This window comes from Shewanella sp. SM95, from assembly GCF_025653595.1.
Classification (GTDB): Bacteria; Pseudomonadota; Gammaproteobacteria; order Enterobacterales; family Shewanellaceae; genus Shewanella; species Shewanella oncorhynchi.
In genome coordinates this window covers 14596-28863 of record NZ_JAKKSE010000015.1, presented here as the reverse complement: position 1 = coordinate 28863, position 14268 = coordinate 14596, and the positions used below count along the sequence as shown (strand labels likewise).

Here is a 14268-nt window from a genome sequence, read left to right as displayed (position 1 = left end):
CGACTGTGCCAAAAAACTCGGTGGCAAAAACGCTGTATCAAAAAGTATGGGATGCCCACGTTGTAGCGACTCCTGAAGGTGAAGCGCCGATCATTTATGTCGACAGACATTTAGTCCATGAAGTGACTTCTCCCCAAGCATTTAGTGGCTTAAAAGTGGCGGGCCGCAAACTGCGTGCACCGGAAAAAACCTTTGCTACTATGGATCACAACACTTCGACCCGTAGCGCCAGCTTGGGTGCCCTAAGCCCGATGGCGCGCACTCAGGTGGAAACCTTAGCGCAAAACTGTAAATACTTTGGCGTGCGTTTATACGACATTCACCATCCTAATCAAGGGATTGTGCATGTAATGGGCCCTGAATTGGGTATCACCTTGCCGGGAACTGTGATTGTCTGTGGCGATTCCCATACCGCCACCCATGGCGCCTTTGGCGCATTGGCGTTTGGCATTGGTACATCGGAAGTTGAGCACGTTCTAGCAACGCAAACGCTGCGTCAGTTAAAAGCTAAAACCATGAAGATTGAAGTGCGTGGTCATGTCACCGAGGGCGTGACCGCCAAAGATATCGTCCTCGCTATTATTGGCAAAATCGGCATGGATGGTGGCACGGGTTACGTGGTGGAGTTCTGCGGTGAGGCGATTGAAGCCCTGTCGATGGAAGGCCGCATGACAGTGTGCAACATGGCGATTGAAATGGGCGCTAAGGCGGGCATGGTCGCGCCGGATCAAACCACTTTCGACTATTTAGCAGGCCGTGAATTTGCACCTAAGGGCGAAGATTGGGCAGAGGCTGTCGCTTACTGGCAAGCCATTAAAACCGATGACGGCGCGGTGTTTGATGCTGTCGTTGAGTTAGATGCTGCCGATATTGCGCCGCAATTGACTTGGGGTACAAACCCTGGCCAAGTCGTAGCGATCGATGGAAAAGTGCCAAATCCTATTGATGAAGTAAATCCAAGTACCCGAGCTAGTATGGAAAAGGCCCTAGAATATATTGGCCTGAGTGCGGGTACGCCTATGACAGACATCAGTATCAACAAAGTATTTATCGGTTCTTGTACTAATTCTCGGATTGAAGATTTACGCAGCGCTGCCGTGCATGCTAAAGGTCGTAAAGTCGCGAACGGTGTCACTGCGATTGTCGTACCTGGTTCTGGTCAAGTGAAAGCCCAAGCCGAAGCCGAAGGCTTAGATAAAATCTTTATCGAAGCCGGGTTTGAGTGGCGTTTACCGGGTTGTTCTATGTGTTTAGCGATGAACGATGACAGATTAGAGGCGGGCGATCGCTGTGCCTCGACCAGTAATCGTAATTTCGAAGGTCGCCAAGGCCGTGGCAGTCGCACCCATTTAGTGAGCCCGGCAATGGCCGCCGCCGCTGCGGTGGCTGGGCATTTTGTCGATATTCGTAAACCTTACTAATTACCGTAAACCCAAGAGGAGAAGTTAATGCAACCTTTTACGACCCATACCGGGCTTGCGGTCATGATCGACAGCACCAATATCGATACTGATCAAATCATTCCTAAACAGTTTTTGTCTAAGGTGACGCGCGATGGTTTTGGGGTGCACTTATTTCATGACTGGCGTTATTTAGATGATGCGGGCGATGTGCCCAATCCTGAGTTTTCATTGAACCAGTCTCGTTATAAAGGCGCTTCAATTCTTTTGTCGCAGGAAAACTTTGGTTGTGGTTCAAGCCGTGAACATGCGCCTTGGGCGCTGGCAGACTTTGGTTTGCGCGCTATTATAGCGCCGAGTTTTGCCGACATTTTTTACGGCAACTCAATCAATAATGGCCTATTGCCTGTGGCGTTAACCCATGCGCAGGTGCGTCAGTTGATGGACGAAGTGGCGGCAGAAGAAGGCGCGCAAATCACGGTTGATCTCACCAGCTGTAAAGTGATTGCACCGTCAGGTGCTGAGTTTAGTTTTACGCTGGCAGAGTCGGCGAGACATAAGTTACTCAATGGGTTAGATGCTATTGGGCTGACCTTGTCCCATGCTGCGCAAATCAGTCAGTACGAAACTCAAATCCAAGGTTGGCGCCGCTAAACTTTCAGCGCACATTTGTACTCGTGTTGAGTCTATATTTAAGCGCCTAGGTTAATACCTAGGCGTTTTTGTTTTAAATCTCAAAACACTCTTAATTTAATTAATTGTATTTTAAAGCATAAATTTTTATTGTCGTTTTGATACTAGAAAATTTTATTCTCTGCAGTGATTTATGCTGTATTTGTCGAGTTTAAATGATTTACAGGTGTTCCAAAGTTTTAATTTTTTATCTTATTGTTTAATATTGGTATTTGTTTGGTTCATAATTTGAATCTCACGACTGTCGTGAATGATTTTTGAGTGTTTAAAGGTCATTTTTTGTTTTAATGGTGACATGCGTCACTAAATCTGTTTTAAAGTCGCATCTCTTTAGAGTTTTTGTCTGTTTTATCTCCTTTGGTTGCAAACATCTTCTGCATAAGTAAACTGCTGCGCATTCAATATGGAGTGTTTGCTCTATTTTGCCTGAACGCCACAGTACTCATCTAAGTAGTACAGATAACAATAATATGATTAGAGAATAACAATGCAAAAACGTCTTCTGACTTTGGCTGTCACTGCAGCCTTGTTAAGTTCAACGACTCAACTCCATGCCGCGGGTTTTCAACTTGCGGAATACTCTGCTACAGGTTTAGGTCGCGCCTTTGCGGGTGAAGCCGCTATGGCGGATAACGCTTCGGCTCAAGGTCGAAATCCTGCCATGCTCACTTATTTAGAAGGACGTCAGTTGTCCGCGGGTGGCATTTACGTTATGCCAAACGTCGATGTGACAGGTGATGTGAGCCTTAGCTCACCGTTAATTGGTCCAAATCCTGTTGTTATGAAAGGTGGCGATGCACTAGATGTAGCTGATGACGCACTTGTGCCAAATTTTTATTATTCAAATCAGCTAAATGATCAATGGACTTGGGGCCTAGCGGTAAACTCTAATTATGGTCTAGCCACTGAATTACCCGCGACCCACGCAGCGGCTATTTTTGGTAATAAGACTTCGGTTACGACCGTTGAATTTAATCCAAACATCGCTTATCGCATCAATGATGCTGTCAGCGTCGGTGCTGGTGTACGTATCGTTTATGGTGAGGGCGAAATCGGTGCCTCATTACCAGGTTGGGTTGATGGTATCAAACCTGCTCTGCCGGCTCCTGTGCAGGCAGTGTTACCTCCAGGTGGCACTGAGCTGAAAAGCATGAAGGGTGATGATGTGGGTTATGGCTGGCAGTTAGGTGCCAGTTGGCAGATTAATCCGGCTCACCGTTTGGGTTTTGCTTATCACAGCGGCGTGCAACTGGACTTAGATGGCCATGCGTCTGGTGTTCTGTACACTGGCGGCCAAGATGTGTCCATTGAAGGTTATTTACCGCTTGAATTGCCCGCTTTTGCAGAGATAGCTTCCCATCACCAATTGACCGATAACTGGGCCATGCATGCGAGTGTGAACTGGACAGATTGGAGCGTATTCGATCAACTAGTGGCTTATTTCCCTGGTGAAGTTAAACCTAAGGGCGGTTTAGAGTCTGATTTAGTTAAAGAAGAGCACTTCGAAGATAACTGGCGCTTCGCGCTAGGGACGACTTATCAAGTGAATAACGACTGGTTAGTGCGTGCCGGTGTTGCTTTAGATAAAACGGCGGCAAATGACGAGTGGCGCACAACCACAATTCCAGACTCTGACCGTCTGTGGTTCTCTGTGGGCGCAGGTTATCAGGCAACTAAGAACCTGAACGTTGATTTTGCTGTGACTTATATTAAAGCGACTGGCGATGCGCCAATCAATGAACAGCAAAACCTATTGAACCTAGCGACTGTTAACTTTAACGGCGAAGCAAGCGGCGATGTATGGCTTGCGGGTATCCAAATGAGCTACAAGATGTAAGTTCAGTATGTTAAAAAAAGCCCTGAATCTTCAGGGCTTTTTTATGGCTATAGCATGGTGGAGTGATCTTGTTTTACGGCTTGCTTGCTGGTCACGGCGGTAAATTCCGAATATATTCACTGCATAAGTCGGTGGATCATGTTAATTCTCCCTAGCATAAAAAGGCAGCGGAGAGTTCAGATAGGATAGTAGCGTGCAGAAAAAATACGTGGTGGCCTTAGATCAAGGCACGACCAGCTCAAGGGCGATAGTGTTCGATCACGACGCAAACATTGTCAGCGTGTCCCAGCGGGAATTTACCCAGTTGTACCCTAATCCGGGTTGGGTCGAGCATGATCCCATGGAGATTTGGGCAAGTCAAAGTTCAGTGTTAATTGAAGTATTGGCGCGTGCGGGTATTCACAGCGATGAAGTGGCCGCCATTGGCATTACCAATCAGCGGGAAACCACTGTTATATGGGAGAAGGCCACAGGTAAACCTATTTATAACGCGATAGTGTGGCAGTGCCGTCGCAGCGCTGAGATTTGTGAGCAACTCAAAGCTCAAGGGTTAGAAGAATATGTGCGTGAGAATACCGGTTTATTACTCGACCCTTATTTTTCAGGCACTAAGATCAAATGGATTCTAGATAATGTGCCCAATGCCCGTGAGCAAGCCGAGCGTGGTGAGTTGTTGTTCGGCACTATCGATACTTGGCTCGTGTGGAAGTTAACCGAGGGCAAGGTGCATGTCACCGATCCCACCAATGCTGCCCGCACTCTACTATTCAATATCCATAGCCTGACTTGGGATAATAAGTTACTCGAAGCCTTAGATATTCCGGCGTCTATGTTGCCAGAAGTTAAACCTTCCTGCAGCGTGTATGGTACAACACGGATTGCTGGCGAAGGCAGTGAAATCCAAGTTGCAGGAATGGCGGGCGATCAACAGGCTGCGCTTTTTGGTCAGTTATGTGTCGAGCCCGGCATGGCGAAGAATACCTACGGTACTGGTTGTTTTTTGTTGATGAATACAGGGACAAAAGCGGTGCGCTCAAACCATGGCTTATTGACCACAGTTGCCGTGGGGCCTAAGGGTGAAGTGAACTATGCCCTCGAAGGTTCAGTCTTTATGGGCGGCGCGACCATTCAATGGCTGCGGGATGAACTGGGGCTTATTCGTGACGCCAGTGATACTGAGTACTTTGCCTCTAAGGTCGCCGATACTAATGGCGTGTATCTGGTGCCCGCTTTTGTGGGATTGGGTGCACCTTATTGGGATCCCAATGCCCGTGGTGCGCTATTTGGTCTGACACGCGGGGCGAATCGTAATCATATTATTCGGGCGGCGTTAGAATCCATCGCTTATCAGAGTAAAGATTTACTTGATGCCATGACCAAAGACAGTGGCGTCAGCCTTAAGCGTTTAAAGGTGGATGGCGGCGCGGTCGCTAATGATTTTTTGATGCAATTTCAAGCCGACATTACCGATGTCGAAGTGTTAAGGCCAAGCGTTTGTGAGACAACCGCTTTGGGTGCGGCATTTTTAGCTGGGTTGGCAGTGGGCTTTTGGGAGAGTGTGATAGAGCTTGAGCACAAAGCCTGTATCGATAAGCATTTTATCCCTAATATCGATGCCCAGACTCGAGTACAGTTATACGCAGGTTGGCAGGACGCGGTGGCCAGAACTCGAACTTAAACAATACGCCTTGAGGCGGCATTGGTTTGAGATAAAACTTAATTTGAGGTATCGCATGATTCGAAATCTGGCCTGATTTCAGACATGCTCGATAGTGCTGCTAAAAAGAGGCTAATAAAAAGGCGCTAATCCAATGGGATTGCGCCTTTTCCGTTTTATATCAGTACGGATTTATACTTCTAGATCAATGATATGTTGGCTCGGTGGCTTCTTGATTTCTGCGGAATCATCGGTCACTTCAAGTACGACACCTTCTTTTAGTTTTAGCGTTTCGCTTTCATCCGATGCACGGCGTTTCTTATTTTTATTGTTATCTGATTCTTTGCGTCTTTCCCTGACTTTAGTATTGCGGCTTTCTAACGCTGGAGGTAACTGCGACTGCGGTGTTTCATGGCTATCGGGGGTATTTGCGCTTGCACTGCTGACTTGGTCAACAACCCGTTTAGGGTGAAACACGGCTTTTACTGGCTGTGCCAGCATGGCATAAATGCTATCCAATCCACTCATAACGCCTCCTTGTTATTACACCTCTTAATATGATATCGGCTGAAGTCGGTCAATATTTAGACTATACGCCGTTTAACTTGTTAAGGCGAATAAGGCGATCCATTAGGTAGCTAGTGCGGGTATAAGGTGAATGTATAGGGTGAAAGTGGTTCTTTTGGTGGATTTTACGTGGGATTTTTGATCTTTCTCGCAATCGCGACATTAATATTCAGCCATTAGTAAAAAGATGAACGTCTTTATTTGGAATAAAAATTTAGATTTTTATGCTGATTTAAACTCTTTTTTGACTGTCGAATAAGGATGGACGTAAGTTTGTTTTGTTGCGTTTTTGAGTTTGACGTTATTTCTCGACCCGTAAAATCCCACAAATACAGAAATAATTCCCCATTTTTTTCATCGCAAGCACCTGAAAGCAAAAGGTTGCTGAATATATCGGCGCTATTTATTCCTGTTGTTTCCTCTGTTTAGTCAATCTCTAATGGTTTTTCTTGTCAAAAGTTTGTCGCGAGGTTAAGTGCTCAACATGCGGCTAACCCGCTTGCCGACTGGATTTATAAAAGGATCCCATCCCTTGACAATGCTTGTCGACTGTCCCTAAACTTAGCAGTTGTGGGAAATAGTGGATATTTGTGGATCAAAAATCAAAGGATAGGATGAATTAGCGTGTTTCGTGGAGCCAGTGCTATCAACTTAGATACAAAGGGACGGATCGCTATTCCAGTGCGATACCGCGAACCTTTGCAGCTTGAGCACCAAGGCCGCATCGTGATTACCGTCGATATCCAATCCGCCTGTTTACTCTTGTATCCCATTCACGAATGGGAATTGATCGAAGCTAAGTTGTTGAAGCTTTCAGATACCGATAAAACCCAGAGATCTTTAAAACGCCTGTTACTCGGCTACGCCCACGAAGTGGAGCTCGACAGTAATGGGCGCATATTACTGCCGCCACCGTTAAGGCAATATGCCAATTTAGATAAGCGCATCATGCTGGTGGGGCAATTGAATAAATTTGAGCTGTGGGATGAGCAATCTTGGCTGCAGCAAATTGATGAATGTCAGGAAACGATTCGAAGTGAGGATCTCGTTAATAATGAGCGCCTCGCGGATTTTTCACTTTAACGAGTCGTGATAACTAAATAAGAAGAGAGTAATGAGTCAAGAATTTGCCCATTTATCCGTACTGCTAGCAGAAACGGTTGGCGGTTTAAACATCAAAGACGATGGCATCTATATCGATGGCACGTTCGGCCGCGGTGGTCATTCAAGACAAGTATTACAACAACTCGGTGAACATGGTCGATTGATCGCCATCGATCGTGATCCTCAAGCGATTGAAGCGGCCAAACAATTTGCTGACGATCCACGCTTTCAAATCGTGCATGGTGGCTTTGGCCAATTAGCCGATTACGTTGAAGAGCTTGGGCTTGTGGGCAAAATAGATGGCGTATTACTCGATTTAGGTGTGTCTTCACCTCAGCTCGACGATGCCGAACGTGGCTTTAGTTTTATGCGTGATGGCCCACTCGATATGCGTATGGATAACAGTCAAGGCCAAACGGCTGCGCAATGGTTGGCTCGTGCCGAAATTGAAGATATGGCTTGGGTATTTAAAACCTACGGTGAAGAGAAAAATGCTCGCCATATTGCCCGTTGTATTGCTGCCGACCGTGAGAAAACGCCTTTTTTACGTACCAAAGATTTAGCCGATTTAATTGCGCGTATCACTAAAAATAAAGAACGTAATAAGCACCCTGCGACTCGGGTGTTTCAAGCAATCCGCATTTATATCAATAGTGAATTAGATCAAATTGATCAGGCACTTGAAGGAGCCGTCAATGTGCTCGCACCCCAAGGACGCTTGTCGGTCATCAGTTTCCATTCTTTAGAAGATCGTATCGTGAAGCGTTTTATTCGTCGTCATAGCCAAGGCGAAAGTGTGCCGCACGGTTTTCCGGTTACTGAAGATCAAATTAACAAGTCACGTAAGTTACGTGCCGTGGGCAAGGCGATTATGCCATCCGACGAAGAAATCGAACGCAATGCCAGAGCTCGCAGCTCAGTGTTACGCATTGCCGAGCGTTTAGATTACTAAGGGGCGCACTGTGAGTAAGCCCTCGATTAATCTGCCACGGATCGTTTTACATGATTTATGGCTGCACAAATGGATCTTGTTATTAGCCTTGCTTGTGCTGAGTAATGCGGTTGCCGTGGTTTATGGCAGCCATGTTAGCCGTCAACTGACAACCCAGTGGGACCAGTTACTGCAGGAGCGAGATAGATTAGATATTGAGTGGCGCAATTTATTATTAGAAGAGCAATCGCAGACTGAGCACAGTCGTATTACGCGTATTGCCTCTAAGGAACTCAACATGAGTCGTCCGTTACCCAGCGAAGAAGTTGTGGTAAAGGTGCCGTGAGTATAGGGAAGATATGACTAGGCAAGCGAAAATCAAACGGGTAAGCAAACCGCAAAAACCTCAATTGATCCACTGGCGTTTATACGTAGTGGTCGGGTTTGTGTGTGCGTTGTTTTGCAGCCTAGTGGGACGCGCAGCTTACATTCAAATTATCGAGCCCGACAAATTACGTCACGAAAGTGACATGCGAACATTGCGGACCACAAGTCGTGAAGTGCAGCGTGGCTTGATCACCGACCGTAATGGCGACATGCTGGCCGTGAGCGTACCTGTACGAGCCGTCTGGGCCGATCCAAAACAAGTCAATGATAGTAATGGTTTTGCCGATATGCGCCGCTGGCAAGCCTTAGCCGATGTGTTGCATGAGCCCCTCGAAGATTTGTTAGAGCGAGTGCGCAGTAACCCCACTAAACGCTTCACCTACTTGAAACGCCAAATTACCCCTGCGGTTGCGGACTATATTACTCAGCTTAAATTACCCGGTGTATTTCTAAAGTCCGAATCTCGCCGCTATTATCCTGGTGGTGAAATCACAGCTCAGTTAATCGGCATCACTAACATAGATGATGTTGGGATTGAAGGTGTTGAAAATGCTTACAATAGTTGGTTAACAGGTACGCCTTCCAAACAAAAAGTGCGTAAGTCACGCGATGGTCATGTCGTCGAGCGTCTGGATATAGTGCAGGAAGGTGAGAGCCCTAACGATCTCGTGCTGAGTATCGATCATAGGATCCAACAATTAGCCTATCGCGAACTAAAACGCACCACTGAGATGAACCAAGCGACTTCGGGTTCGATTGTCGTCCTCGACATTCACACGGGTGAAGTCTTGGCAATGGTGAATACGCCTTCGTATAACCCCAATGCGCGCGACAATCTGCAAACCTTCAGAATGCGTAACCGTGCTATGACAGATACCTTTGAGCCGGGTTCGACCATTAAGCCATTTGTGGTTGCCGCAGCGCTTGAAGCTGGCACAGTTAAATCGACCGATATTATTGCCACTTCACCGGGTTGGATGCGTTTAGGTGGTCGCCAAGTACGTGACCCCGCCAACTACGGCGATATGAGTTTGGCGCGTATTTTGGCTAAATCCAGTAACGTCGGCATCAGTAAATTGGCTTTGTCTATTCCGGTGCAGCAACTGCTCGGTACTTATCAATCCATGGGACTTGGCAGTTTTTCGGGAATTAACCTCACGGGTGAAAGCGCTGGCTTGATTCAAGATCGCCACCGTTGGTCAGACTTTGAACGTGCCACCTTGTCGTTTGGTTACGGCTTAACGGCAACAACACTTCAACTTGCGCGCATGTATGCCACCTTAGGCAATGGCGGCACTTTGTTTCCAGTCTCGATAATGAAACTGAAAAAGCCACCTGTCGGTGAGCGAGTCATTTCTGAAAATGTGGCCCACGATGTAATGCAAATGCTGGTCGGTGTAACGGAAAAAGGCGGCACTGGCACTTTAGCGCACATCGATGGTTATCCAGTTGCAGGTAAGTCTGGCACAAGTCGTAAGGCAGTTGCTGGTGGTTATGGTGATGATTATGTTGCTTTATTTGCGGGTGTTGCTCCTGCGAATAATCCTAGATTAGCGATAGTGGTGGTAGTGAATGAGCCTAAGGGCGATCTCTATTATGGTGGTTCAGTGGCGGGGCCTGCATTTGCCAAAGTCATGTCTGGCGCACTGCAAATGTTAAACGTTGAACCCATTACCGATAAAGAACAAGTGCAATTGGCGGGAATCGCCGCTGGGAGAGCAGAATGATGTTATTACGGGATTTGCTAGCGCCTTGGCTACATTATGCTGGCGCGCAGTCCTTCAATGATCTGACCTTAGATAGCCGCGCAATACGTCGCGGCGATGTGTTTTTGGCTCTGCCAGGACATAAGGTCGATGGCAGACAGTTTATTGAAAAAGCCTTAGATTTAGGTGCCGCATGCGTATTAGTTCACACGGATGATGCTGACCAACATGGCAAAGTGTTACTGGGTGATAATGCCGAGCACGGTGTGCAGATTTATTTCTTTCAGTTAAGTCGTCAGGTATCGGCAATTGCCGCCCAGCGTTATCCCTTAGCGCACAAGTCTGCCGTTATGCCATCCCTTGGGGTTATCAGCATTACCGGAACTAACGGTAAAACCTCTACGAGTCAACTCATTGCACAACTGGTGACTTCATTGGGGCGCAAAGCCGCCGTCATGGGAACCCTTGGTAATGGTCTCTGGGGGGCTTTAGTCGATAGCGGTAATACCACAGCCGATGCGATTACCTTAATGCGTCAGTTGCATGAGTTTGAAGCCCAAGGCGCGAGTGTCTGCGCCATGGAAGTGTCAAGTCACGGCTTAGTGCAAGGCCGCGTCGACGCAGTACCATTCGATGTTGCCGTGTTTACTAATCTGACACGCGATCACCTCGATTACCACGGCGATATGGAAAGCTATGCCGCCGCTAAACAAAGCCTATTTCGTTTCAGCACTTTAGGTCACGGTTTATTGAATCTCGACGATGCAGTTGGCGCCTCTTGGTTGACTGAGCTTAAGCCTGTGCCTGCGCAGATTTGGGGTTTTAGCATTGAAGGTCATCAAGGTGCTGCTTTTTATACTAAAAATGCCAAGTTTGACGATCAAGGTGTCAGTGCAACCTTAGTGTGGCCCGAGGGCGAGACTCAAATTCACTCGCCACTTCTTGGTGCCTTTAATCTCTCTAATTTACTCGCGGCGTTATCGGCCTTGTATCTGCAAGGTTTTGATATGAAAGCGTTAGCCGAGCAGGTGCAATATTTAACGCCCGTTGCAGGTCGTATGGAGCGTTTCACTACAGCGGATAACATCACCTTAGTGGTCGATTATGCCCATACACCCGATGCGATCGAACAAGCGTTAAACGCGCTACGTCACCATTGTGCCGGTGATTTATGGTGCGTGTTTGGTTGTGGCGGCGACCGTGATAAGGGCAAGCGTCCTTTGATGGGTCAAGCTGCAGAACAGTATGCCGACCGTATTATGGTGACCAGCGACAATGCGCGCAGTGAAGATCCCGCGCAAATTATTACCGATATTATCCAAGGGCTTGCAATCCCTGAGCAGGCATTGACTGAGGTTGACCGTATCGCAGCAATTAAAGAGGTTGTGGCATTGGCTAAACCTGGCGATGTGATCTTGCTGGCGGGCAAGGGCCACGAAACTTACCAAGAGGCGGCAGGTGTGCGTCATGACTATGATGAACGCGCTCTGGCACGCCAGTTATCGGAGCAATCAAGATGATCCCTCTTTCTCTCGAGACCCTGAGTCAGCACTTAGGTACGTTTCGAGTCGGTGACGACGTCACCATCCAAGATTTAAGCAGTGATAGCCGCAAAATCGGCGCTGCAACCCTGTTTGTTGCCTTAAAGGGTGAGCGCTTTGACGGCCATGATTTTGCAGCAACAGCTATTGCGAACGGCGCCGCGGCGTTAATGGTTGAGCGTGAGTTAGCTTTTGATATCCCGCAGCTCATTGTGGCTGATTGTCAAAAGGCCATGGGTGCGATTGGTGCTTATGTTCGTGACCAGATCAATCCGATTTGTGTTGCTTTGACTGGCTCAAACGGCAAAACCAGCGTGAAGGAAATGATTGCGACCATTCTGTCGGCAAAGCATCAAATCCTCTATACCGCTGGCAATTTTAATAATGAGATTGGTGTGCCGCTCACTTTGCTGCGTTTAACGCCAGCGGATGAGTTTGGGATATTCGAGCTCGGCGCTAACCATAAAGGTGAAATCGATTACACCTCGGGACTCGTGCGTCCAAACGTCGCGCTGGTGAATAACGTCGGCAGCGCCCATTTAGAAGGATTTGGATCGCAAGCGGGTGTCGCACAGGCGAAGTCAGAAATTTTTAATCATCTGCAGGCCGATGGCACTGCCATCATCAATGCCGATGATGCCTTCGCTGATTTTATGAGCGTTAAGGCAAGACCTTATAAGCAACTGAGCTTCTCCCAGCAAGATGGTGCCGCTAAACGTCATATCGACGTGATAGCGACAGGCCATAAGACTAATGCGGATGGTTGCTATCGTTTTATGCTCAATTATTTAGGTGAATCTTGCCAAGTGGTATTGCCGTTGGCGGGTCGTCATCAGGTGAGTAATGCTCTCGCCGCTGCAAGTGTTTGTATTGCTTTGGGATTGAGTTTGACTGAAATATCTGAAGGCTTGAGCCAATTAACGCCAGTGAAAGGACGTATGCAGCCGAGTCAATTGGGACGCGTGCGTCTAATCGACGATAGCTATAACGCAAATCCTGTGTCCGTTGGCGCTGCGATCGCTTGGTTAAAGGAAATTTCTGAAAATCGCTGTCTGGTACTGGGAGATTTAGGAGAATTAGGCGACAATGCGCCCCTTTTACACGCTGAACTAGGGCAACTGGCCAAGCAACAGGGGATTGATGCCTTGTTTTGTACCGGAACTTTAAGTCAGCACACGAGCCAAGCTTTCGGTGCGGAGCACTATGACAGTGTGGCGACGTTAGTAGAAAAACTTATAAAGCATATAAACCAGTTGCCGGGACAGGTAACGGTTCTCGTTAAAGGTTCACGTAGCGCCGCCATGGAGCGGGTCGTGGATGGCCTAACAGTAGCCTTCGGGCGTGGGGAGTTAGTGTAAATGCTGGTATATCTGGCCGAGTATTTAACCCGTTTTCATACCGGGTTTAACGTGTTTTCCTATGTAACATTTCGAGCCATTTTAGGCTTATTGACTGCATTGGTTTTTAGCTTATGGTTTGGCCCTAAACTGATTGAACGTTTGCAATTACTGCAAATTGGTCAGGTTGTGCGTAACGATGGTCCAGAATCACATTTTAGTAAGCGTGGCACGCCGACTATGGGGGGCTTGCTGATATTGGCTGCTATTTTCATCAGCGTATTGCTGTGGGGCGATCTCGGTAGCCGCTATGTGTGGGTCATGCTGTTTGTGCTCGGCAGTTTCGGTTTGATCGGTTTTATCGACGATTATCGCAAAGTGGTGCGTAAAGACACTAAAGGTTTGATCGCGCGCTGGAAGTACATTCTGCAATCTTTGGCTGCGCTGCTTATTGCTTTTTTTCTGTATGCCACAGCGGCAAATCCAGGCGAAACCCAATTAGTGGTGCCTTTCTTTAAAGACGTGATGCCACAACTCGGCGCCGTATTTATCGTATTGGCGTACTTCACGATAGTGGGTTCGAGTAATGCGGTGAACTTAACCGATGGTCTCGATGGTTTGGCGATTATGCCGACGGTAATGGTCGCGGCGGCGTTTGCCTTGATTGCTTATTTGTCGGGTCACGCGCAGTTTGCAAACTACTTACATATTCCGCATTTACCTGGCTCGGGTGAGCTTGTGATTGTCTGTACCGCCATTGTCGGTGCGGGTCTAGGCTTTTTATGGTTCAACACTTATCCCGCGCAAGTCTTCATGGGCGATGTGGGTTCACTGTCATTAGGTGCTGCACTTGGCACGATCGCAGTGCTTGTTCGCCAAGAAATTTTGTTAGTGATCATGGGCGGCGTGTTCGTGATGGAAACTCTGTCGGTGATCCTGCAGGTGGGTTCGTACAAGTTACGCGGCCAGCGTATTTTCCGCATGGCGCCGATCCACCATCACTATGAGTTAAAAGGTTGGCCTGAACCTCGAGTGATAGTGCGTTTTTGGATTATCTCGATATTCCTCGTCTTACTTGGCTTAGCCACGTTGAAGTTAAGGTAATTGG

12 protein-coding genes are annotated in these 14268 nt (G+C 47.6%); 11 read left to right on the top strand and 1 reads right to left on the bottom strand.

What is annotated here, in order from left to right:
* Positions 1-20: 20 nt before the first annotated feature.
* The 4 genes from leuC (at position 21) to glpK (ending at position 5608) form a co-directional block, all read left to right on the top strand.
* A complete protein-coding gene (gene leuC, locus L5M29_RS15680; protein ID WP_263168772.1) occupies positions 21-1421 on the top strand; it encodes a 3-isopropylmalate dehydratase large subunit in 1401 nt (466 codons plus the stop codon).
* A 27-nt stretch (positions 1422-1448) separates the two neighbouring features.
* On the top strand, positions 1449-2054 hold the full coding sequence (leuD, locus tag L5M29_RS15675) for a 3-isopropylmalate dehydratase small subunit (RefSeq protein ID WP_263168656.1): 606 nt from the start codon (positions 1449-1451) through the stop codon (positions 2052-2054).
* Positions 2055-2580: 526 nt separating this feature from the next.
* Entirely contained in the window at positions 2581-3930 is a 1350-nt protein-coding gene (locus L5M29_RS15670) for an outer membrane protein transport protein (RefSeq protein ID WP_219234674.1), read from the top strand.
* Positions 3931-4123: 193 nt separating this feature from the next.
* Entirely contained in the window at positions 4124-5608 is a 1485-nt protein-coding gene (gene glpK, locus L5M29_RS15665; protein ID WP_173497386.1) for a glycerol kinase GlpK, read from the top strand.
* Positions 5609-5779: 171 nt separating this feature from the next.
* Here glpK and L5M29_RS15660 read toward each other — a convergent pair whose 3' ends face one another.
* Entirely contained in the window at positions 5780-6115 is a 336-nt protein-coding gene (locus tag L5M29_RS15660; protein ID WP_263168653.1) for a hypothetical protein, read from the bottom strand.
* Between the two features lie 663 nt (positions 6116-6778).
* Here L5M29_RS15660 and mraZ point away from each other — a divergent pair.
* Genes mraZ through mraY form a run of 7 tightly spaced genes read left to right on the top strand, consistent with a single transcriptional unit; the run spans position 6779 to position 14264 of the window.
* Positions 6779-7237 carry a division/cell wall cluster transcriptional repressor MraZ gene (gene mraZ / locus L5M29_RS15655; protein WP_105251188.1) on the top strand — a complete coding sequence of 153 codons (459 nt, stop codon included), beginning with the start codon at positions 6779-6781 and terminating at the stop codon, positions 7235-7237.
* A gap of 31 nt (positions 7238-7268) precedes the next feature.
* Entirely contained in the window at positions 7269-8210 is a 942-nt protein-coding gene (rsmH, locus tag L5M29_RS15650) for a 16S rRNA (cytosine(1402)-N(4))-methyltransferase RsmH (RefSeq protein ID WP_263168651.1), read from the top strand.
* 10 nt (positions 8211-8220) lie between these two features.
* Positions 8221-8535 (top strand): cell division protein FtsL, encoded by a 315-nt coding sequence (gene ftsL, locus L5M29_RS15645; protein WP_105251190.1) that lies wholly within the window; start codon positions 8221-8223, stop codon positions 8533-8535.
* Between the two features lie 13 nt (positions 8536-8548).
* Positions 8549-10303, top strand: coding sequence for a penicillin-binding transpeptidase domain-containing protein (locus L5M29_RS15640; RefSeq protein ID WP_105251191.1), 1755 nt, complete (start codon positions 8549-8551; stop codon positions 10301-10303).
* Entirely contained in the window at positions 10300-11802 is a 1503-nt protein-coding gene (gene murE, locus L5M29_RS15635) for a UDP-N-acetylmuramoyl-L-alanyl-D-glutamate--2,6-diaminopimelate ligase (protein WP_263168649.1), read from the top strand. The genes L5M29_RS15640 and murE overlap by 4 nt, the downstream gene beginning before the upstream one ends.
* On the top strand, positions 11799-13181 hold the full coding sequence (locus tag L5M29_RS15630; protein ID WP_263168648.1) for a UDP-N-acetylmuramoyl-tripeptide--D-alanyl-D-alanine ligase: 1383 nt from the start codon (positions 11799-11801) through the stop codon (positions 13179-13181). The genes murE and L5M29_RS15630 overlap by 4 nt, the downstream gene beginning before the upstream one ends.
* Entirely contained in the window at positions 13182-14264 is a 1083-nt protein-coding gene (gene mraY / locus L5M29_RS15625; RefSeq protein WP_006079891.1) for a phospho-N-acetylmuramoyl-pentapeptide-transferase, read from the top strand.
* Positions 14265-14268: the final 4 nt, after the last annotated feature.